We start from the raw sequence: 19,134 nt of genomic DNA on the forward strand, positions 1-19,134 counted from the left end.
AAGTTCGACAGTAAGCAAAAGGAGTTGCTATGTACTTCTATACTTCCCTTAAACGTTATCTAAGTGTCTGCGCACTGATCGTCGCGCTTACGTTCAGTCTACCTGCAGCGGCAGCAGAGGCGGCGCTGCAAACCAAGTTGTCCCCTGTCGATGCTTTCTCCGTCGATCGGCGCGTCACAGTACGTTTGACTTTCACGAACAACTCTAGCGAGGATCTTTACCTTCTAGCCTACGAAACCCCGCTTCGCGGCATCGAGCGGGATATATTCGTGGTGGAGCTGGACGGAGAGCGGATGCCTTATACCGGCATCGTCGCGTTCCGGGCAGGCCCCACCAAAGAGGACTGGATACAACTTGCGCCGGGCGCTGAGATATCTGAAGTGATAGACATCTCTGGCGCGTACGACACACGCCGCAGCGGCACTTATACGATTCGGTATAACGCCGTTCAGCAGATCCACCAAGGAGCGCTGCCCGCGTCCGGCACGCAGAGTTTGGAGCTGACTTCGCAGTACGCGGGTAAAGGCGTGTCATCGCAGTCCATTGCGGTCACGATCTCGGGAACGCCCGAAGCCCCCAAAGCGGTGGATGCGTTTGCGAAACCCGATGTCGCGCCCGATTCAGTCTCGAGCGACCAGTTCGAATGGCCCACTGCGACGTATGGCTGCCAAAGCCCGTCTGTCATCACCTCGGCGCAGTCCACTGCGCGCAGTCGAGCCCTGCGCGCGTATAACGCCGCCACCAGCTTCAATTCCTGGTATCAGACCTGGTTCGGCAACACGTCCTCCTCTGTCTCGACCGTTCGCTCCCGGTTCTCGAACGCCTATAACCGGCTCGGCCAGAACGTGGACTACTACTGTGGCTCGTATGCTCCCTATTGTTCCGCCGGGGTCGTCGCCTACACGTACAAAACGACGAGCAACCGCGTGTATCTGTGTTCAGCCTTCTGGAGCTATTCCAATAAAGGGCACGTGATCGGTCACGAGTCGTATCATTGGAATACCGTCGCGGGCGCGGACGACGTCACCTACGGCTCCAGCCAGTGCCAGAGCCTTGCGCGCACACGGCCGAACGATGCGCTTCGCAATGCAGATAACTATGCGTACGCGGCCGATACCGCTCCCTGAGTGCACGGGTTGAAGGTGGGCTTATAGTGTCGTAGAAGATATGGGCGGGGTGATGTCCGATGGACTCACCCCGCCACCGCACGCTTTGCTCAGAAGCGAGCGCGCACGCCGGCGGTAATGCGCCGCCCGCTATCCTCCAATTGCAACAAGCGCTCTTTGAATGCGGAGTAGCTGCGCGTACGTTCGTCCGTCAGGTTCACGCACTCGGCGAACACTGACCACGCGTCGTTCACCTGGACACTGGCGCTCACGTCGTACTGCCCATACGCCTCGATATTCTCTGGCTGTCCCTCGAAGCCGAAGGTCTGCCGCAGAAAGTCATCACGCCAGTTGTACGCGGCGCGCACCTGCACCGGGCCCTTCTCGTAGAACAACACCAGATTGGCCGAGTTCGACAGGCCTTCCACGTTGAACACCTGCGTGCTCAAGGTCGGATCGAATGTCACCGAGCTGTCCACGTCCGTGTAGTTCGCCGAGACGCCGAACCCATCGTACGGCGCCGGCAACCGGTCGAACGTGTACTGCGCGGACAGCTCCACCCCGTACACCTTCGCATCGTTGGCGTTTACCGGACGGGTGTCCAGGAACTCATACCCGAGGATAGTGGTGGGTCTGGTTACGAGCGAGACGAAGTTGTCGATCCATTTGTAGAAGCCCGCCACGCTGAAGTAGCTCGCATCGTTGAGGAAATAATCGATGCCGAGGTCGAGATTCTTGGCGAGGTAAGGCTGCAATGCCGGATTGCCGCCGGAGCTGAAGAAAGAATCCGGCGGACGCAGGTTGTAACTCTCGGTAGGCTGCAGATTGGTGAGCGTCGGCCGTGTGAGCGTGCGCGAACCGGCGATCCGCACGGCCCATTGGTCGCTCACATTCAGGCGCAACGCCAGCGATGGCAGCCAGTAGTCGTAGTCGTTCTTCTCGGTAATCGGCATGGGATCGCTCAACGTGTACGTCAGCCCGGTGGCGTCGCCCGGGATCGGCGTGATCGATGCGATTTCCTGCCCCGTACCCTTGGCGGTCAGATCTGTCTTGACCCAGCGCAGGCCCACCTGTCCGCTCCAGGTCATGTCGGCAACGTCTCCGCCGAGATCCAGCTGCACGTACGCGGCCTGCGATTCTTCCTCAACGGAACCTGAGCCCTGCGGATTCAAGACGGCCCTGAAATCGCCGCCGTTGGCCGCGAGATTCGCCGCGAATGCGGCCCTTGCCGCGGCATTGCCGTTCTGCCCGTATCCGGCTGGCGATGTGTAATACGCAATCAATGAGTCGATATCGAAATCGAGCCATTGCGAGGGCAAACCCGAGCCGCCGAGGAAAGACTCGGCGTCATAGGTGCTCGTGGCGCTTGCCGGCACCGAAGCGTAGTAGCCGCAGTAATAGCAGTTCAGGTTGGTTGGCGTTCTGTAGTCAGTGATCGATTTCTCGCGGTTGGTGGCGAGCGCGCCGAACTTGAGTGTTCTGATCGTGCCATCGAGCTCATGGACGACGTCGACCTGGAACTGTCCGATCTCGTCTTCGACGTCGTTGCCGGATTGGTTGAGATAGTGCGCTCGCAGATCCGAGGGATCGGTGGGCGAAAGCACGTTGGTGTAGAGCGGCGTATCGCTGCCGGGGCGCAGGTCGAACGTCGGGTTCACGCCAGTGTTGCGTGTTCCGAGCACATAGAAGCGCTCCTTGCCGCCGTTGTCGTCCTCAGCCTTGGAATAGGAAAGATCGACCTTGACGGTCGTACGCTCAGTCAGCGTGTACTCGGTATTCAACGCTAGCTGAAAGGTGGACGCATCGCGCGGCAGCTCGCTGACGACCCAGTCGGTGGCAAGACTGCCGGTGGCGCCTCGCACGTAACGAGTGACCGTGCCGTTGCCGTTGGCTTCGGCCGAAATGATGTCCGCGGGGTCGCTGAAGTACGCGAGCACATGGTTGCGATTCTCGATCTCGTACGTGGTGTAGAGGGCGTCGAGCTCGAACTTGAGGTCGTCGGTTGCGAGCCAGTCGAACGACAGTGTGCCGCCCATGCGCTCACGCGTACTTTCATCGACGATCTGGTTGTACGAGCGCGTGATGGCGACGTCCGCCAGATCAGTGGTGCCGTCACGATCGAAGTCGAGGTCTTGACCCGTCAGCCAGCCGTCGGTGTGGAAGCGCTCGAGCCGCGCCTTGCGCTCGTCGTAGACCACGCTCGCCAGCACACCGAAAGTGTTGCTCTCGTTGCTCATGCTGATGAGGCCCGACATCGTGGGCGTCGTCTCTTCCGAGCCACCGTCGTACTTGGCAGCCGCGCTGCCGGCGGCGTGAAACCCCTGAAAATCCAGCGGCCGTGCGGTGCGCAGCTGAATGGTCGAGCCGATACCGCCCTCCTGAAATTCGGCCGAGGAGGATTTGTACACTTCCGCGCTGCTGATCAGCTCCGGGGCCAGGATGTCGAAGCTGAACTCTCGTCCATCGTTCTCGGTGGCCAGCAGCCGGCCGTTGAACAGGACATTGTTGAACTCGGGACCGAAGCCGCGCACGGTGACGAAGCGCCCTTCGCCTGCCGTGCGATCGATGGACACACCGGCGATGCGCTGGAGCGATTCGGCGACGTTCTGATCGGGGAATTTGCCGATGTCCTCCGCGGCGATGGAATCGACCACGCCGAGTGTGTCTTTCTTCAGATCCAGAGCGCGGGACAAACTCGCGCGCGTGCCAGTGACGACCACTTCTTCCACGGGCGGTTGCGCCGACGATTGCGCCACGGCTACACCGACCAAGCCGAGCGGCAACGCGCTCGTACCGAAGAGCGCTCGCCTGATCCATTCGTGACGCATCGTTGAACCCCTGACTTGGTTTGGCAACGCCCGGGCGCCAGCCGGCGCCACGGGAAAGTTTTTGATGGAGCGCATCGAGCGGCGCTCGTTGCCGATTTAATAATACAATTTGTTTTACTTAGTCAACAGCGATGTCACGCAGGTAATTTTTTCAGTGCGGCCCTCGCCTGCACATTCGTCAGCACGATGTTTGTTATTCAGTCGCGAGCACGGCCGGTCGGCAGCTTAGTCCGCAGAGACTTTCATCAGAGCCGAACGCGAGGGCAACAGTCGTTCCTGGAACGGAAGAATGGCTGCCCCGATGGCGGGGGCGTCCGTGGCCATGGCCGCTCGCATGACGGGCGCGATCTTGGGAACATCGCCTGCCCTGCTGCGCAGTCGTTGGTTGAGTCGCTCGGCGAGCTCGTCCACCAGCTCGCCGGGCAACCGTCCGCCGATGAACACCGCCTTGGGATTGACGAGACAGCTCACCGCGAGCAGCGGATCCGTTAGAAAGTCGGCCGAGTCGCCGATCCACTGTGCGACGATCTGTTTGCCCTTCGCGTCGAGGGACAGCAGATCCTCCGGCCGCGATACCGTGCGCTTCTTCTCCGCCAACAGCTCATACAGGGCGGACAACGAGACCGCGGCCTGCAACGAATGAGCCTTGGTACGACGCGAGCGCAGCGGCAGGAAGCCGATCTCTCCGCTACGGCCGTCCGCGCCGCGGAAGTAGCTGCCGTCGATGACCAGACCGCCGCCCAAAGAAGCGCTGATCAGCAGATAGAAAAACGTCGGGCTGCGCAGACCGTGCCCGAACTGGAGCTCGCCGATGGCCGCGGCGGCGGCATCGTTCTCGACCAATATCGGCTCGGGCAAAACGTTGGCCAGCATCTTGTTCACATCGACGGTGTTCCAGACGCCGTAGCTCGATGGCCGATGCGGCAGGTCGATCTGCCCAAGGTCGTCGGGCAACGCCACGCCCGTCCCGATGATTTTGCTTCTCGCAAACTGGCGCGTACGTAACATCTCCCCCATCGCCGATCGCGCAAAGTTGACGACGGCGTTGGGCAGGGCGAAATCGATCTCATCGGTGATGCGCGCGCGGACGTTGCCGGTAACGTCCAGCGCCACGGCCGTCACGTGGTCGCGATCGATATTCAAGCCGATGGAGAAAGCGCCGTCCGGATTGATGGCCAGGCGCTTTGCCGGTTGACCCCGCTTGCCACGCAACCGGCCCAGCTCCACGATCAGATCCTCTTGCAGCAGGCGATTGGTGATATTGGCGACCGACGGTGGGGTCAACCCGGTAATACGGGCCAGGTCCTGCCGGGTGATCTCACCGTTCACCCGGATCGCCTGCAGCATCACTCGTTGGTTGTAATCCGCCGCGCGTTCGAGGTTGGTGCCTGCGAGACTGCTGTGCTTCGGAGATCGCTGGGCGGACCGGCGCACACGGTGATTGGTTTGCATGGTGCTCGGCTTTGGAAAGTCAGGCGCCTATTCTCGCTAATGTTTCTGTCGCTGATCACTCTCGCGGGCGCGCGGCGCAGATCCCTGCGCCGCTCCGCGATCACGAGTCACAAGGCAGCGTCTATTGCCGCGTAAGACTCGATGCATGCACGCTCACCCGCTTTGTTCGGTTTCCACGGTCCATGTTCCATGCCGAAGATGAAATCGCGCCCGCTCTCCCGCATCTTGGTGGAGATTTGCTTGAAGATGTTGCCGTAGTTCATTTCCCCGGTGCCCGGCCATAACCGGCCCGGCACGTCGCCCATTTGGAAATAGCCGATCTCGCTCCAGGTCTGGTCGATGCTTGCGATGATCGAGCCTTGGTTCTGCTGCAGGTGATACATGTCGAAAAGGATCTTGCAGGCTGGGCTATCGACGGCGCGACAGATCTCATACGCCTGATCGGCCGTGCGCAGAAACAGATCGGGCGAATCGGCGAGCGGCTCGAGGACCATCACCAGATTCTCCCGCTCGAACACCTCGACGCCCGCGCGCAGCACGTCGATGGCGTTTGCCGTCTGTATGCCGATGGGCAGCTTGCGTTCGAACACGCCGGGGACCACCGTCATCCATTTCGCGTTGACGCGCTTCGCGACTGCGACCGCCTCCTGACAGGCCTTGGCAAACTGCCTGGGATTGTCCGGGTGACCCGTCGTGAACATCCTGTTGTCGTTGCCCCCCACGGCGACGACAAACACGCCCAGCGACATGCCCAGTTGTTGCATGGTTCGCGCAATCGTGTCCTGTGTGGCCGCCGGTCGCTGCATCATCTGGTTGTCTTCGAGGACGGTGAAGCCCTCGTCCGCCATGAATTTCAGCTGGTCCACGATGTCCTCGCCTGCATGGCCCACGAACTGGCCGAGGTGCGGAGCGAGCTTCAGCTTGAATTTGCGCTTCGGTGGCGCGGCGAACAGCGGCGGCGCCGCCCCCAATGCGAGGGCGCTCAGCGTGGAATGCAGCAGCGTACGGCGTGTAATCATGAGCTCAACAAACTCCTTGTGATAAGTGTCGAGCTCAGCGCTCGTCGGCCGACCTCGTATATCGCGAACATTATACGAGTAGCGGTCGACGACGCGACCTCTTCTGCTACGGCGGCCAGCGCCCGGCCCAGGAGTTGGCCGCTTCGATCTCGTAAGCCAGATCGAGCAGAGTCGCCTCACCGCCGCGCGCAGCAGTGAACATCGAGCCGATTGGCAAGCCGCCGATCGAGAAGAACAGCGGCACCGACATCGACGGAGAGCCGGTCAGATTCTGCAGCGGCGTGTACGAGACGTACTCGAACATGTCGTGAAACAGCGCATCGAAAGGCCGCGTGGGCGCAAGCTGTCCGATCTCGACCGGCAGCGTCTTCAACACCGGCGAGAGGAACACGTCGTAGCTCGTGAACAGATTGCCCAGTCCGGCCGAAGCCCGCACGGCTTGCTCGAGCGCCTGCTCGAGATCCATGGGCTCGAGACACTCGCTCCACTGAGCCATGCTCAGCGTCCACGGCTCGAGTAACTCGTGCATCGGCCGACCCTGCGACTCGGCCGCGGCGCGCTCGACGATACCCGCAGCGAGATAGCCCCAAAGCGTGCGAAAGCTGTTCGCAACGGCAGGACCGTCGAGCGGCAAAGTCGTCTCCTCGACCGCATGACCGAGCTTTGCACACAGCTCCGCGGTTCTGCTTATCGCCGTCATCACTTCCGAATGCGGTGCATCGCCTAATAGATTGTTCATGACGAGTGCAATTCGCAGGCGACGCGAAGTTTTCCGGTGCGCGCCGCCGAGATCTGCTGCATGCGGCGCCGTGACGCCCAACGCCCAGTGCGCATCGCGCACCGTCCGCGACAGAAGCGTATCTCCCACCAGCAGATCCTCGATTACGTGATGCGCACGTGCTCTGACATTGCGGCCACGACCGGGCTTCAAACCGAAAATACCGCAACAGGAGGCAGGAATGCGAATGGACCCACCGCCATCCGCAGCGTGCGCGACCGGCACCATTCCCGATGCCACAGCGACCGCCGCGCCTCCGCTCGAACCTCCCGGCGAGTGTTGCAGCGACCACGGATTGCGGGCAGGACCGTACAGCACCGACTCGGTCGTCGGCAGGAGGCCGAATTCCGGAACGTTCGTCTTGCCGAGCGGGATCAATCCCGCTGCATCGAGCCTGCGCGTGTACTCGTAATCCACACCGATATTCCCGCTGTGCGCCCTGGAACGCGAGCCGCATCGACTAGGCATGCCGCGATAGTCGAGGCCGTCCTTGAGCAGATAAGGCACGCCGGCGAGCGGGCCGGCAGCGTTCATTCGGGACGTACGCTCGCGCGCCGAGTCGAACGACCGATGGGTAATCGCGTTGAGAACCGGATCGAGCTGCTCGATGCGCAGGATCGCGGCCTCGACCAGCTCGATTGCAGTCAGCTGGCCGCTGCGAACCAGCGCCGCCTGATCGTGAGCATCCAGGCGGCCGATTTGCCAGATATCGCCCGAGGTCAACCGCGTCTCGTTTGCGTTCATCCGTTCAATGTCACATGGCCCGAGCGGAATGGTCTTCGCGCGAAGGTCGTGGCAGTTAGCCGTTGAGCATCCGTGGTGACAATTGTGCGGTGGGTCGGTCCAGCGCATACTTTCCCCGTTCAAGGGCAGTCACCAAAACGCATGGGAACTGGGACCGGCGACATGACCCCGCCAAGTAATCGGAGCATGGAAGACATGCTGCGATTACTAGACAGACAGCGCGCGGCGGGCAAAGCGGCGACACGCATGAGTGACGGCTGGTGCCGCCTCATTCCTCCTGGATTCGGATTTCATTACGACTACGACCCTCAGGTGGCCAGCGGCGGCTGGGAGTTCTACCAGCTGGGCCACGGCATCTGCGTCACCATCGTCGATATGAAAGTCACGCACGCGCTGCCCCGCCGGCACAGCGCCTCGGACTACCTGGCGCTCTCGGCGGTTCTCGAAGGCAAGGTTCCTTTGACCTATCAACTGGAGAACGAGGGCGAGCTGGCCCACGGCTATTGCACCGTCTATGGCGCCACCAGCGGTCACGAGTTGGAGACCTTCCCACATTCGGGGCAGCAGCTGCGCTGGGTGACGGTATTCCTCGAACGTGACAGCCTGCTCGAGACGACCGGCATCCAGGCCGCGGACCTTCCGCACGATGTAATGGGTTTCCTCGGTCACGGCGGACATCTGTCGTGCCGGAACGTGCCGCTGACGCAGCTGGCGCTGCTCACCGCGCATCAGATGATCAAGCCGCCTTTCGACGGCAGCTTCCGCCATGCGTTTCTCACCGCCAAGGCCATCGAGCTCGCCTGCCACATCCTTTTCAATCTGTCGAAGGCCGTGGAGAGCGAGGACCAGGGATGTTTCTCCGCCGAAGATCACAAGAAGCTGCAGCAAGCCATGCGCCTGATCCGCACCAACCTCGATGAGCCTTCCGACGTGAAGGAGATCGCCGAAACGGTCGGCCTGACGCGGCAGCGACTCCAGCGGGGTTTCAGGATGATCTATGGCGGCACAGTCGGCGAGATCCGCGACAAGCTCAGGATGGAGCTCGCGCGCGATCTGATCTCCGATACGACGCTTTCGATGGTGGAGATCGCGTTGGAATGCGGCTACTTGCATCCGGCGAGCTTCACCCGCGCGTTCAGGGCGGCGTTCGGCATGTCGCCCATGCAAATGCGGCTTGCCGCAAGCGATGCATTACGAGTGAAGAATCTGCGCCCCGCAGGCACGACGCAGACGAACACGCCCACTGACATCAAGAACGGCTAGTGGCTGGGACCGCCCCAGACTTCATCTGGACAGTGCACGAGGCCGTCGCGGTACACGACACCCGGAGTTCGATCGCCCGCAAGCAGCAGTGGACCGTCGAGATCCACCACTTCACAACACTGACCGATCAGAAAGGCCGGCGCCTGTGCCCAGGATGTCCCGCCCATATTGCCGACCATCGTTCGCAGACCGAGACGTTGCGCCTCGCGGGCCATGGCGAGGCCGTGAGTGAGACCGCCGCTCTTGTCGAGCTTGATGTTCACGATATCGAACAGGCCGACGAGCGGCTCCAGATCGTCGACGGTCTGTGCGCTCTCGTCTGCAGCTAACGCGATGGGCGATTGCAAACCCTGCATGTCCCGCTCGCGGCCGATCGGGAAAGGCTGCTCGATGAGAGACACGCGCGCAGCGACCAGTACCGACATCAGCACGTCTAGCGAATCGGGTGTGAAGCCCTGATTGGCATCGACCGCGAGCCAAACATCGCTTCTCGCCGCGCGGACGGCTCGAACGCGATCCGCGTCTTCAGCTTCTCCGGTGAGCTTGAGCTTGATGGCGCGTGCATCGGCGAAACGCAATGCCTGTGCAGCCATCTCGGCGGGCGTGTCGGCGCCAATCGTATAGGTCGTGAGCAGCGGCCGCGGCGATGGCAAACCTGCAAGCTTCCACACTGGCTGACCGCTGCGGCGAGCCTCCAGCTCCCACAACGCGCAGTCGAGCGCATTTCGAGCGCCGCCAGCAGGCAAGATCGTTTGCAGCGATATTCGGTCGAGACCGCTATTGATCGCTCCTGCGTCCACAAGATCCTTCACTTGATCAACGATGCGCGCCGGCGTCTCATGTTTGTAGTACACGCCACTGGCTTCGCCGCGCCCGCAGACACTTCCCTCGTGCAGCTCGACCACTGCAACGGTTGCTTCGACGACCGGGGGATAACTGGCAATCCGGAACGGGCGCCGCGTCGCCCAACGCTCGGTATGGATGGAGACTCGCATGCTCATCGGGCAAGAGTGCATCAGCCCATGCCGAGCTGCTTGATGCACAGGACGCAGGACTTCGCACCTTGGACGGCGCCGATCTGCAAAGCTTCCTTCCGCAACAGTGAAGCACCGTTCGACCTGCGATGGCTCAATGGAAAGGGAATACTGTCCACTCTCGGAGCCCTCCATGCTCAGTCCTTATTTATTGTTTCTTGGCGATGTCACCGAATTGGCGGCGGCCAAGACCGCCGCCGGCATTTTGCAATGGCGACCCGAGCTGTGCATCGGTCAGATCCGCGCTCCGGGAGGCACGGTCGATCTCGGACTACCGGAGATGAGGCCGGCCGAGGCTGCAAAGCACGGCGCACGCACGATGATCATCGGCATCGCCAATGCGGGTGGTTTCATCCCCGACTCATGGCTGCCCACGATACTCGTCGCACTCGAAGCGGGTCTCGACATTGCTGCGGGCATGCATACTCGGCTCGTCGATGTGCCGCAGATACGCGAAACGGCGAGCCGGCTCGGCCGTACGTTGCATGACGTACGGCAACCCACGCAGTCCTTTGTTCCAGGCAGCGGTCGCAAGCGCAGCGGTCTTAGGCTGCTGACGGTCGGAACGGATTGTGCCGTCGGCAAGAAATATGCGGCGCTCGCCATCGAGAAGTCCATGCGTGCTCGTGGCATGAAAGCCGATTTCCGTGCGACGGGTCAGACTGGGATCTTCATTTCCGGCAGAGGCGTCGCAGTGGATGCCGTGGTGGCGGACTTCATCTCAGGCGCGGCCGAATGGCTCTCACCCGCGAACGATCCCGATCACTGGGACGTGATCGAAGGACAAGGCTCGTTGTTTCATCCAGCTTACGCCGGCGTGACGCTCGGACTCATCCACGGCAGCCAGCCCGACGCGCTGGTCATCTGCCATGAGCCTGTTCGCAAGGCGCTGGTGGGCTTCGATCACTATCCAGTGCCGGCGCTGCAAGACTGCATCGACGCGACAGTCAGTGCGGCACGATTGACTAATCCGGTCGCCCGCGCCGTCGGCATCAGCATCAACACGTCTCGTATGAGCGAGCAAGCTGCATCGGAGGCGATCGCACGGCTGGAACAGCAGACGGGACTGCCGTGTCGAGATCCGATCCGTCACGGCATGGACGATGTCGTGAGCTACATACGAAAGATCTGGCGCTAGAACCAAACGCCCATGCGCGGCACTTCGCGCATGGGCGTTTCTTGCTAAAGCGACCAGCCGAGCATGAGCCGCACGGTTCTCGGCCGGCCGTAGTTCACGAACATGTCCGTATAGGCGCCGGCCGCATAGAATTCGTCGAGCACATTGTCGACGTTGAGCTGCGCACTGAAGCCGCTGTCGCGCACATAGCTGATATTCGCGTTGAGCAGCGTGTACGACGGCACGTAGAAGGTATTGGCAGGATCGCCCGCCATCTTCGAGTAGTGACTTCCGCCCACACTGAAACCGAGGCCGCGCAAGCTCCCGTCCTGGATCACGTACTTCGTCCACAGGCTCGCGCCATGGCGAGGAACGTTGACAGGCCAGCTCCCCTTGGGAACGACGTAGTCCTCGATGACCTCCACCTCCGTGTAGGCATAGGAGGCGATCATCTCCCAGCCCCGTCGCAGCTGAATCTGACTATCGATTTCGAACCCGCGACTGCGTTGCCGGCCCGAGGTGTCATAGCGCCCCGCTGGCGCGGGCAGCGGGCTCGCGACGTTCGAGCGCGTGATCTCGTAGATCGCCGTTGTGACGTTATATCTGCCGTCGGACGACAGGAGTTTCAGCCCGAGCTCGTACGACTCGCCGGACTCCGGATCCAAAGGCCGGTCCGAGGCATCCAGCAGACCGACCTGCGGATTGAACGACTCGCTGTAGCTTGCATAGCCCGCGAGGCCGGGTTGGATCTCGTACGTGACACCCAGGCGCGGCACGAAAGCATCATGCTCGGTGCTCGATGTCTGCGTGTCGACCGTCACCCAATCGAAGCGGCCGCCGCCCGTGATCGTGAAGCGCCCAATCTTGATCTCGTCCTGCAGATATATGCCGTGCAGCTCGTCTTCCCGCAGCGAGGGAGACTGCACGAAATCGCCGCGCTGAAAGACACTGTAGTCGGGATCGAACAGGTCGAACGCCACCAAGGGAGAGAACGCATACGAGGGCTTGCTGTCGTTGCGCTGCCTGCCGTACTCATAACCGAACGCCAGGCGGTGACGGACCGAGCCGGTGTCGAACCCGCCGACCAGCAGCGTATCGACGCCGAGCGACCGGCGCGACTCGTCGAGATCGTTGCCATATAAATAAAGCGTGCGCTGATCGGGATCCATGGCCAGGGGCTGGTAGATGTTGAAATAGTCGACCTCGGTCCAGCTCTGGCGCAGGTTCTGCACCACTTTCAGATCGTCGTTGAAGCGATGCTCGAACGAATAGCCGATGCTGGAAAAGGTCTGGTCGATCTGCGGCGGGTTCGCCGGATCCTCGATCGTACGGCTGCGCGGCAGCCGGCCGTGCGGGTTGGGCAGAATGAAACCGCTCGCGGGACGATCGGGAATCAGCTCGTTGCGCTCCCGCGAGTAGTGGCCGATGAAGGTGATCGCGGTGTCTGCACCGATTTCCCAGGTCAACGAAGGGCCGAGGAACAGTCGCGCCACGCCGTCCGTGCCATCGATGTAAGTCCCCTCCTGGCGGTAGAGCGCGTTGAGTCGGCCGTAAACGCTCTGATCGGCATCGAGCGAGCCGCCGATGTCGAGCGCCGGAATCGCCATATCATAGCTGCCCAGAGTGATGGAGCCCTCGGCAAAGAAATCTTTGACGGGGCGTTTGCTGACCAGATTGATCACGCCGCCCGGTGCGCCCTGCCCATAGAGCGCCGAGGTGGGACCCTTGATGACTTCGACACGCTCGAGCGCCTGAGGCTCGATGTTGAGCGCCACCGTGCGTGGCAGGCCGTCGAGCAGAGTAAATCCACCAGCGGAGAAGCCGCGTATCGAAGGCAGATCGTAGGCGTACACGAAAGACGAAGCCGAGACTCCAGCGACGTTGCGGAGCGCATCGTCGAGCAGCGAGACGCCCATGTCCTCGAGAAACGCATCCGAGAGCACCTGGATGTTCTGCGGCGTCTCGAGCGACGGCGATCCGATTTTGGTCACCTGCTCCTGCAGCCGTGAGTCCGTGACGATGATGGTATCGATCGGCTCGGTGGCTCCGCTCTGCGCCTGTGCCGCGGTCCCCGACAGCGCTGCGCAAATTGCCAGAGCGCTCGTGGCATCAAGAGATCTCTTCATGGCCCCTCCCCTGTTTGAATAGCTTGCGGACGCATTGGCGCCATTGCCGGAGCCATCTTCGCGCCAGTCCTCCCGTCGGCGCTTTGCTCAAAGCCCCCTCGTTTTCGCGTTTCGGTCAGGCGGCTCCCACCGCCTGCGGCAACCTCGATCCTCGCCGCTAATTGAGTCGCCTCAACGGCAAATCGGCTACGATCCTCACCGTTACGATCGCGGGCACCCTTTCTGGCAGCTCGAGCATGAACTCAACACCCGCCGACGACCTCGCCGCCGGAGCGCAACGCCAGAGCCGCTATCGTCAGTATGTACTGCTGGTTCTGTGCGCCATCTATGCGGTGAACTACATCGATCGGCAGGTCGTCGCGATCTTGCTGGAGCTCATCAAGGCCGAGTTCGGCGTCTCCGACTCGCTGCTCGGATTACTGTCCGGGCCAGCCTTCGCGCTGTTCTACGCCACCATGGGAATTCCCATCGCCATCGCTGCCGACCGACACAGCCGTGTCCGGATCGTCTCGATCTGTCTCGCGCTGTTCAGTCTGATGACGTTGTTCTGCGGGCTTGCAGTGCATTTCTGGCAGCTGCTCGCGGCGCGCGTGCTGACCGGCGTCGGCGAGGCCGGCACGGGTCCTGCCTCGCAATCGATGATTTCCGACCTCTATGCGCCCCACGAGCGAGCGACAGCGCAGGCAACGTACGCCGTCGGAGTCAACCTCGGCGTCATCGTCGCGTTCTTTGGCGGCGGCTGGATCGCGGATAATTATGGCTGGCGCTATGCTTTTCTTGCCGCGGCGATTCCGGGATTTGTCCTCGCCCTGCTCGCTTCGCAAACCATTCGCGAGCCGCAACGCGTCGGGTCGGCGTCCAGCGCGCCGATACCGACCTTCCGGGAATGCGTCAATGTCCTGTGGGAGCTGCGCTCCTATCGATACATCGTGTTCGGCACGGCGATGAGCGCCTTCGCCGGTTACGGCATGGCCGCCTTCATCCCGGCGTTCCTGATGCGCTCGCATGGGCTCGATGCAGCCGAGGTCGGTGCGCTGTTCGCTCTCGTCGTGGGGCTCGGGGGCGGCTTGGGTACATATTTCTCCGGCGCACTCGCCGACCGGATGAGCCGACGCGACGTGCGCTGGAATATGTACGTGCCGATGATCGCCGCGCTTGCATCGCTACCGTGCTGGCCACTGCTGCTGTTGTCCAGCGACCTCGCCGTCACGATTGCGGCAGTGATGATTCCACTGGCGCTCAGCGTCGTTTTCATCGGCCCCTGTGTCGCCACGATCCAGACCCTGGCGCCGACCAGGATCCGCGCGCGTGCGGCCGCAATTCAGCTCTTCATCGGCAATTTGATCGGCCTTGGCCTCGGGCCGCAGGTCGTCGGCATCGCGAGCGACCTGCTGGCGCCCGTGGTCGGTCGTGATTCATTACGCTATGCACTCGCTGTGGGCGCCGTTGCGAGTTGCATCTCGATCTGGAGCTACTGGATGGCCTCGCGCCGTCTGAAGGCGGATCTCGCTGGCACCTGAAAGCGTAAGACCCACCCCCTAACCCCCTCCCGTGCACGGGAGGGGGAACATAAATTTTTAGTTTTTTTCAAAGTAAAGACGTCCGCCGGGAGCCAGGGATCGAGAGATGACGACCTTGCTATGCGTGACGTCCCAGCAAACGCCCCGGCCGCGCACCCGTCACGCCAGTCGCAATGTCATAAACCGTTTGCCCGTTGACCCAGCACTGGTGGATTCCTGCGGCGGCTTCAGTGGGCTTCTCGAACGTCGCCCGGTCAGCGATGCGCAAAGGATCGAACAACACCAGATCGGCATAGGCTCCCTCACGAAGGACACCGCGATTCTCGATGCCGAACACGGCGGCCGGACGGCCCGTCATCTTGTGAATGGCGGTTGCCGTGTCGAACAGCCCGAGATCGCGCGCATAGTGACCCAGCACGCGGGGAAACGTGCCCCACAGCCGCGGGTGCGGCCCTTCGCCGTGCGGCAAGCCGTCGCTGCCGATCATCGTTCGTGGATGAGCGAGAATGCGGCGGACGTCATCCTCGTCCATCGAGAAATAGATAGCGCCGGCCGGAGACAGACGGCGCGCAGCGGAGCGCTGATCGATGCCCCACTCGGCAGCGATCTCCGCCAACATACGCCCGGCCGCCTCGGGATGCGGCACTGACCAGTTGACCCGGATCGGTATGTCCTCGCGCACCAGTTCGGCGAGCAGCGAAGTGGACGATGCAGCATACGGATAGGCATCGAGATCGACGTCCTGGTCCAGGCTGGCGCGATCGATGAGCGCGAGTGTCTGCTTCGATCGGCCGAAGTTGTCCGGCCCGGCGCATTTGTGATGACTGATGACGACTCGCGCGCGTGCGCTCTTGCCTATCCGCAAAGCTTCTTCGATGCTCTCGATCACGTATTTGCCCTCGTCGCGCAAATGCGTGGTGTAGAGCCCGCCATACGCGCCGATCACTTCGGCGACAGCCATGAGCTCCTCCGTCGGCGCATGACGGCTCGGCGGATACGCAAGCCCGCTGGAGAGTCCGCAAGCGCCCTCCTGCATGGCCGCGGCAAGGCGTTCGCACATGGTTGCGATCTCACGGTCGTTTGCCGCACGATCCGTGTCACCCTTCATGGCCTGGACCCTGAGCGTCATGTGGCCAATCAGCGCCACTGCATTGACCGGCGGCGGCGACAGCACGAGCCGCTCGGAGTACGCAGCGAAGCTGTCGAACACCCACCAGCGCTCATCGCCCAAGAGATCCAGCGGCGGCGGCGGACGACGGGAGAACGTGGCGGGCGTGAGACTGACCCCGCAATTGCCGACCACGACTGTAGTCACACCCTGCGACAGCTTGCACGTCATCGCCGAAGGCTCGGACAGGAGCATCCGGTCATCATGCGTGTGCGCATCGATAAAGCCTGGCGCAAGCGCCAGCCCGCTCGCAACGATCTCGCGCGTTCCCACCCAGGAGCCCAGATCGCCGACACTGGCGATTCGCTCGCCCCGGACGGCCAGATCGCCGAGGCGCGCCGGCGCTCCTGTTCCATCGAAGATGGCTACATCGCGGATGATCAGATCGCATCGAGACATAGGGAGAATCCGTGTTCGACTATCCGGGTAGGAATTCAGCGCCTTTCCCTGGTGAGCGTCTTTGCACGAGGGCCCGGGCGTTGACCAAACGGACGTTGCCGGACCGAACTGACAACTCGCCGTGGATAATCGCAAAGCACGGCAGATTGGACGGCGGCACTCTGGATAGAGGTGCACCTTTTATTGGGGAGAGAAGAATGCTCGAACGCTGTGCCAGAGTCGGCGCGTTTCTGCTGCTGAGTCTATTCTCCGCCGCCGGCGCTTCCGGCGCCGAATCCGCCAAAGTCGCGGCCTCATACGAGGACGCGATGATCGATGTACGCGGCTACAAACTGCACTTTCGCATCTACCGCGGCGGGCAGGATACGGTGCTGCTCGAATCAGGCTTTGGCTACGGCGCCGCCGAATGGGACGAGCTCGCGCCGCGCCTGAGGAGTACGACTGGCGCAACGATCATCAGCTACGATCGCGCCGGCTTAGGGATGAGCGAATTGCCGGAAAGGCCTTATGACGTGCACGAAGAAGTCATCGGGCTGCACTCCGGGCTGTTGGCGCTGGGCCGCACACGCGATGTCGTGCTGGTTGGCCACTCTTATGGCGGCTACCTCATCCAACTCTACGCGAACTTCCATCCGGAAAACGTGCGTGGCCTGGTGTATGTCGATTCGAACACGATCACGGGAATCGATGCGCTGAACGCAACCAAGATCGCCGATTCCTTGATCCGGCACAACGACGTTCCCAATCCAACCCAGCAGCAGCGCGCCAACCTGCGAGCAGCAAGAGGCTATCCGAACGCGCACGAGACGATGCGGCGCTATCCCGTGATTTGCGGCGTGCCGGTCGTGGTGATCACTGCCGGTAAGAAACCACAAGGATTGGGGACTGACGCCATCGACGCGTGGCGCCGCGGGCACACGGAATTGGTTTCACAAAGTGGCGGCACTCGAATGTTCGCCGAACACAGCGGCCACATGGTGCCCTTCGACCAACCCGACATCATCATCGAGGCGGTGCGCGCCACACTCAGTTCACCGCTACGCAATCGGCCTTCGTTGGGGTCGCCAAATCGGACCTGTGCCGCATCCTAGGAGCTTGGCGTCGCCATTGGGTCAACATGCGGTCGGACGAAGTAGAAACTGGCTGCTGCCAATGGAAACCGGCGGCTCGTAGCCAAGCGACGACGCGTAGTCTTCGATACTGAATGCGAGCACCTCGTCCGGGATCGGCATCGCCTCACGCATCGATTCCGTAATGGACTTCTCGTTACGCTCGAACAGGATAAGCGGGCGGCAGCAACGAATGAGCTCGCGTGCTCCCCACAGGACCAGCGTGTCGGCCCCCTCCGCGTCTGTCTTGAGGAGGCCGACGTTATCGAAATTGAAAGAATCCAACGTCCGCATCTGCACGCGCACACCCCCGCGTCCGAGCTGAAGCCCGCCATAGTTGAAGTCCATGCCATCCTGGTACGCGAACACCACGCCCGCATTCGGTCCGTCGCGAATCACGTTCTCCATCGAAACGTCCACGCTGTCGCGGTGACCCGCTGCTGCCTGAAAGATCTCTACGTCGGCGACGCATCCATTCGTTTCCAGGTTGCGCCGGAGCAGAGCGAACATCATCGGCTGAGGCTCGAACGCGTACACGCGCCCTCTGCCCCGCATCCATCTTGCGTACGGGACAGTATGCGTGCCGACGTGCGCCCCCACGTCGACCACGTTGCATGGGCCGCGCGCCTGAAGCAGAGGACGCACGACCTCCAGAAGTGAGTACTCCCAAGCGACGCCATGATCGAGCACGCCCGCGATGAAGAAATCCTCGGCGACGTAGTAAAATGTGCCCAGCGCCGTGGTCGCTCGCCGAATCGTCATCACTCGCCCACCGGTGGCGGATGGCGCCACCAACTGCCAGCCCAGTGATGAATGCCGAAGGCCCGCTCACGCGCGGCAGCTTCACTCGACGGTCGCTGACCGAAGACACACTCGGGAATGGGGGTCGGATACAACAGCTCCCAAGGTACGATCGTCACGCGTTCCTGCTCTGCATAAGAGGCGACCGCTCGGGTCAGCAGGAATGGGCCCGTCGCATCCAGCGGATCCGGACTTCGCTGAAACGCAATCAGCAGCTCGAACACGTGCTCCCAGAATGGATGTTCCGCTGTCGAAGCCATGAGCGCGTTGCAGACGATGCGTTCGAGGCCGCGGGCGCGTGGCGCATCGAGGGCCACGTGCGCCGGCGGCTCGCAACCAAACATCACCTCGCAACCGCTCAGGAGCGGATCGATGGGACGGAGGCTCTCGAAGTCGAGATCGACATAGAGTCCGCCGTGACGATGCAGTAGGAAATAACGCGCGGCGTCGACCCGCATGATGTGCTTGGGGTAAGCGTCGTACATCGGCAGGAACCATGAATAGCAATCCTGGACGAGCCGCCGCAAGTCGTCATCCGTCCAGAGTCGATGTTCCCAATCCGGATGATTCGTTCGCCAGGAATGGCGGAACGGCGCCCAGCACGACGGAATCGCCTCGCGCTTCCAGGTCTGATGGAGAATGCGCGGTGGCGGGCCCACCGCTGCCATGC

The 19,134-nt window shown here is 62.0% G+C and carries 14 protein-coding genes; 5 read left to right on the top strand and 9 right to left on the bottom strand.

Annotated elements, in window-relative coordinates; genetic code table 11:
- Positions 1–29: 29 nt before the first annotated feature.
- Positions 30–1,127, top strand: a complete 1,098-nt coding sequence (locus VGD45_RS29670) for a M35 family metallo-endopeptidase (RefSeq protein ID WP_331159022.1) — start codon at positions 30–32, stop codon at positions 1,125–1,127.
- 89 nt (positions 1,128–1,216) lie between these two features.
- Here the strand turns inward: VGD45_RS29670 and VGD45_RS29675 are convergent, their stop codons facing one another.
- From VGD45_RS29675 to VGD45_RS29690, 4 genes are all read right to left on the bottom strand, one after another.
- On the bottom strand, positions 1,217–3,934 hold the full coding sequence (locus VGD45_RS29675; protein ID WP_331159023.1) for a TonB-dependent receptor: 2,718 nt from the start codon (positions 3,932–3,934) through the stop codon (positions 1,217–1,219).
- A 225-nt stretch (positions 3,935–4,159) separates the two neighbouring features.
- A complete protein-coding gene (locus tag VGD45_RS29680) occupies positions 4,160–5,386 on the bottom strand; it encodes an ROK family transcriptional regulator (protein ID WP_331159024.1) in 1,227 nt (408 codons plus the stop codon).
- 107 nt (positions 5,387–5,493) lie between these two features.
- Entirely contained in the window at positions 5,494–6,405 is a 912-nt protein-coding gene (locus tag VGD45_RS29685; protein ID WP_331159025.1) for a hydroxypyruvate isomerase family protein, read from the bottom strand.
- 106 nt (positions 6,406–6,511) lie between these two features.
- A complete protein-coding gene (locus VGD45_RS29690; RefSeq protein ID WP_331159026.1) occupies positions 6,512–7,927 on the bottom strand; it encodes an amidase in 1,416 nt (471 codons plus the stop codon).
- A 195-nt stretch (positions 7,928–8,122) separates the two neighbouring features.
- Here VGD45_RS29690 and VGD45_RS29695 point away from each other — a divergent pair, with 195 nt between their 5' ends.
- On the top strand, positions 8,123–9,190 hold the full coding sequence (locus tag VGD45_RS29695; protein WP_331159027.1) for an AraC family transcriptional regulator: 1,068 nt from the start codon (positions 8,123–8,125) through the stop codon (positions 9,188–9,190).
- Here the strand turns inward: VGD45_RS29695 and VGD45_RS29700 are convergent.
- Positions 9,187–10,191 (bottom strand): dipeptide epimerase, encoded by a 1,005-nt coding sequence (locus VGD45_RS29700; RefSeq protein ID WP_331159028.1) that lies wholly within the window; start codon positions 10,189–10,191, stop codon positions 9,187–9,189. The genes VGD45_RS29695 and VGD45_RS29700 overlap by 4 nt on opposite strands.
- A gap of 166 nt (positions 10,192–10,357) precedes the next feature.
- On the opposite strand from VGD45_RS29700, the gene dgcN reads away from it, so the two are divergent.
- Complete coding sequence (gene dgcN, locus VGD45_RS29705; protein ID WP_331159029.1) at positions 10,358–11,362, top strand: N-acetyltransferase DgcN; 1,005 nt, start codon at positions 10,358–10,360, stop codon at positions 11,360–11,362.
- Between the two features lie 44 nt (positions 11,363–11,406).
- Here the strand turns inward: dgcN and VGD45_RS29710 are convergent, their stop codons facing one another.
- Entirely contained in the window at positions 11,407–13,467 is a 2,061-nt protein-coding gene (locus VGD45_RS29710; RefSeq protein ID WP_331159030.1) for a TonB-dependent siderophore receptor, read from the bottom strand.
- Between the two features lie 236 nt (positions 13,468–13,703).
- Here VGD45_RS29710 and VGD45_RS29715 point away from each other — a divergent pair, with 236 nt between their 5' ends.
- Positions 13,704–14,987, top strand: coding sequence for an MFS transporter (locus tag VGD45_RS29715; RefSeq protein WP_331159031.1), 1,284 nt, complete (start codon positions 13,704–13,706; stop codon positions 14,985–14,987).
- A gap of 118 nt (positions 14,988–15,105) precedes the next feature.
- On the opposite strand, the gene VGD45_RS29720 is transcribed toward VGD45_RS29715, so the two are convergent.
- Positions 15,106–16,554 carry a D-aminoacylase gene (locus VGD45_RS29720; protein ID WP_331159032.1) on the bottom strand — a complete coding sequence of 483 codons (1,449 nt, stop codon included), beginning with the start codon at positions 16,552–16,554 and terminating at the stop codon, positions 15,106–15,108.
- A gap of 197 nt (positions 16,555–16,751) precedes the next feature.
- Between VGD45_RS29720 and VGD45_RS29725 the strand changes: the two genes are divergently transcribed.
- Positions 16,752–17,645 (top strand): alpha/beta hydrolase, encoded by an 894-nt coding sequence (locus VGD45_RS29725; protein WP_331159033.1) that lies wholly within the window; start codon positions 16,752–16,754, stop codon positions 17,643–17,645.
- A gap of 21 nt (positions 17,646–17,666) precedes the next feature.
- Here the strand turns inward: VGD45_RS29725 and VGD45_RS29730 are convergent, their stop codons facing one another.
- Entirely contained in the window at positions 17,667–18,425 is a 759-nt protein-coding gene (locus VGD45_RS29730) for an FkbM family methyltransferase (protein ID WP_331159034.1), read from the bottom strand.
- Positions 18,425–19,132, bottom strand: a complete 708-nt coding sequence (locus VGD45_RS29735; protein WP_331159188.1) for a glycosyltransferase family 32 protein — start codon at positions 19,130–19,132, stop codon at positions 18,425–18,427. Before VGD45_RS29735 ends, VGD45_RS29730 begins: the two co-directional genes overlap by 1 nt.
- Positions 19,133–19,134: the final 2 nt, after the last annotated feature.

It is taken from the genome of Steroidobacter sp. (genome assembly GCF_036402275.1).
GTDB lineage: Bacteria > Pseudomonadota > Gammaproteobacteria > Steroidobacterales > Steroidobacteraceae > Steroidobacter.

Coding starts and splice junctions, on each gene's coding strand:
- VGD45_RS29670 (WP_331159022.1), top strand. CDS start 30: ATGTACTTCTATACTTCCCTTAAACGTTATCTAAGTGTCTGCGCACTG.
- VGD45_RS29675 (WP_331159023.1), bottom strand. CDS start 3,934: ATGCGTCACGAATGGATCAGGCGAGCGCTCTTCGGTACGAGCGCGTTG.
- VGD45_RS29680 (WP_331159024.1), bottom strand. CDS start 5,386: ATGCAAACCAATCACCGTGTGCGCCGGTCCGCCCAGCGATCTCCGAAG.
- VGD45_RS29685 (WP_331159025.1), bottom strand. CDS start 6,405: ATGATTACACGCCGTACGCTGCTGCATTCCACGCTGAGCGCCCTCGCA.
- VGD45_RS29690 (WP_331159026.1), bottom strand. CDS start 7,927: ATGAACGCAAACGAGACGCGGTTGACCTCGGGCGATATCTGGCAAATC.
- VGD45_RS29695 (WP_331159027.1), top strand. CDS start 8,123: ATGCTGCGATTACTAGACAGACAGCGCGCGGCGGGCAAAGCGGCGACA.
- VGD45_RS29700 (WP_331159028.1), bottom strand. CDS start 10,191: ATGAGCATGCGAGTCTCCATCCATACCGAGCGTTGGGCGACGCGGCGC.
- dgcN (WP_331159029.1), top strand. CDS start 10,358: ATGCTCAGTCCTTATTTATTGTTTCTTGGCGATGTCACCGAATTGGCG.
- VGD45_RS29710 (WP_331159030.1), bottom strand. CDS start 13,467: ATGAAGAGATCTCTTGATGCCACGAGCGCTCTGGCAATTTGCGCAGCG.
- VGD45_RS29715 (WP_331159031.1), top strand. CDS start 13,704: ATGAACTCAACACCCGCCGACGACCTCGCCGCCGGAGCGCAACGCCAG.
- VGD45_RS29720 (WP_331159032.1), bottom strand. CDS start 16,554: ATGTCTCGATGCGATCTGATCATCCGCGATGTAGCCATCTTCGATGGA.
- VGD45_RS29725 (WP_331159033.1), top strand. CDS start 16,752: ATGCTCGAACGCTGTGCCAGAGTCGGCGCGTTTCTGCTGCTGAGTCTA.
- VGD45_RS29730 (WP_331159034.1), bottom strand. CDS start 18,425: ATGACGATTCGGCGAGCGACCACGGCGCTGGGCACATTTTACTACGTC.
- VGD45_RS29735 (WP_331159188.1), bottom strand. CDS start 19,132: ATGGCAGCGGTGGGCCCGCCACCGCGCATTCTCCATCAGACCTGGAAG.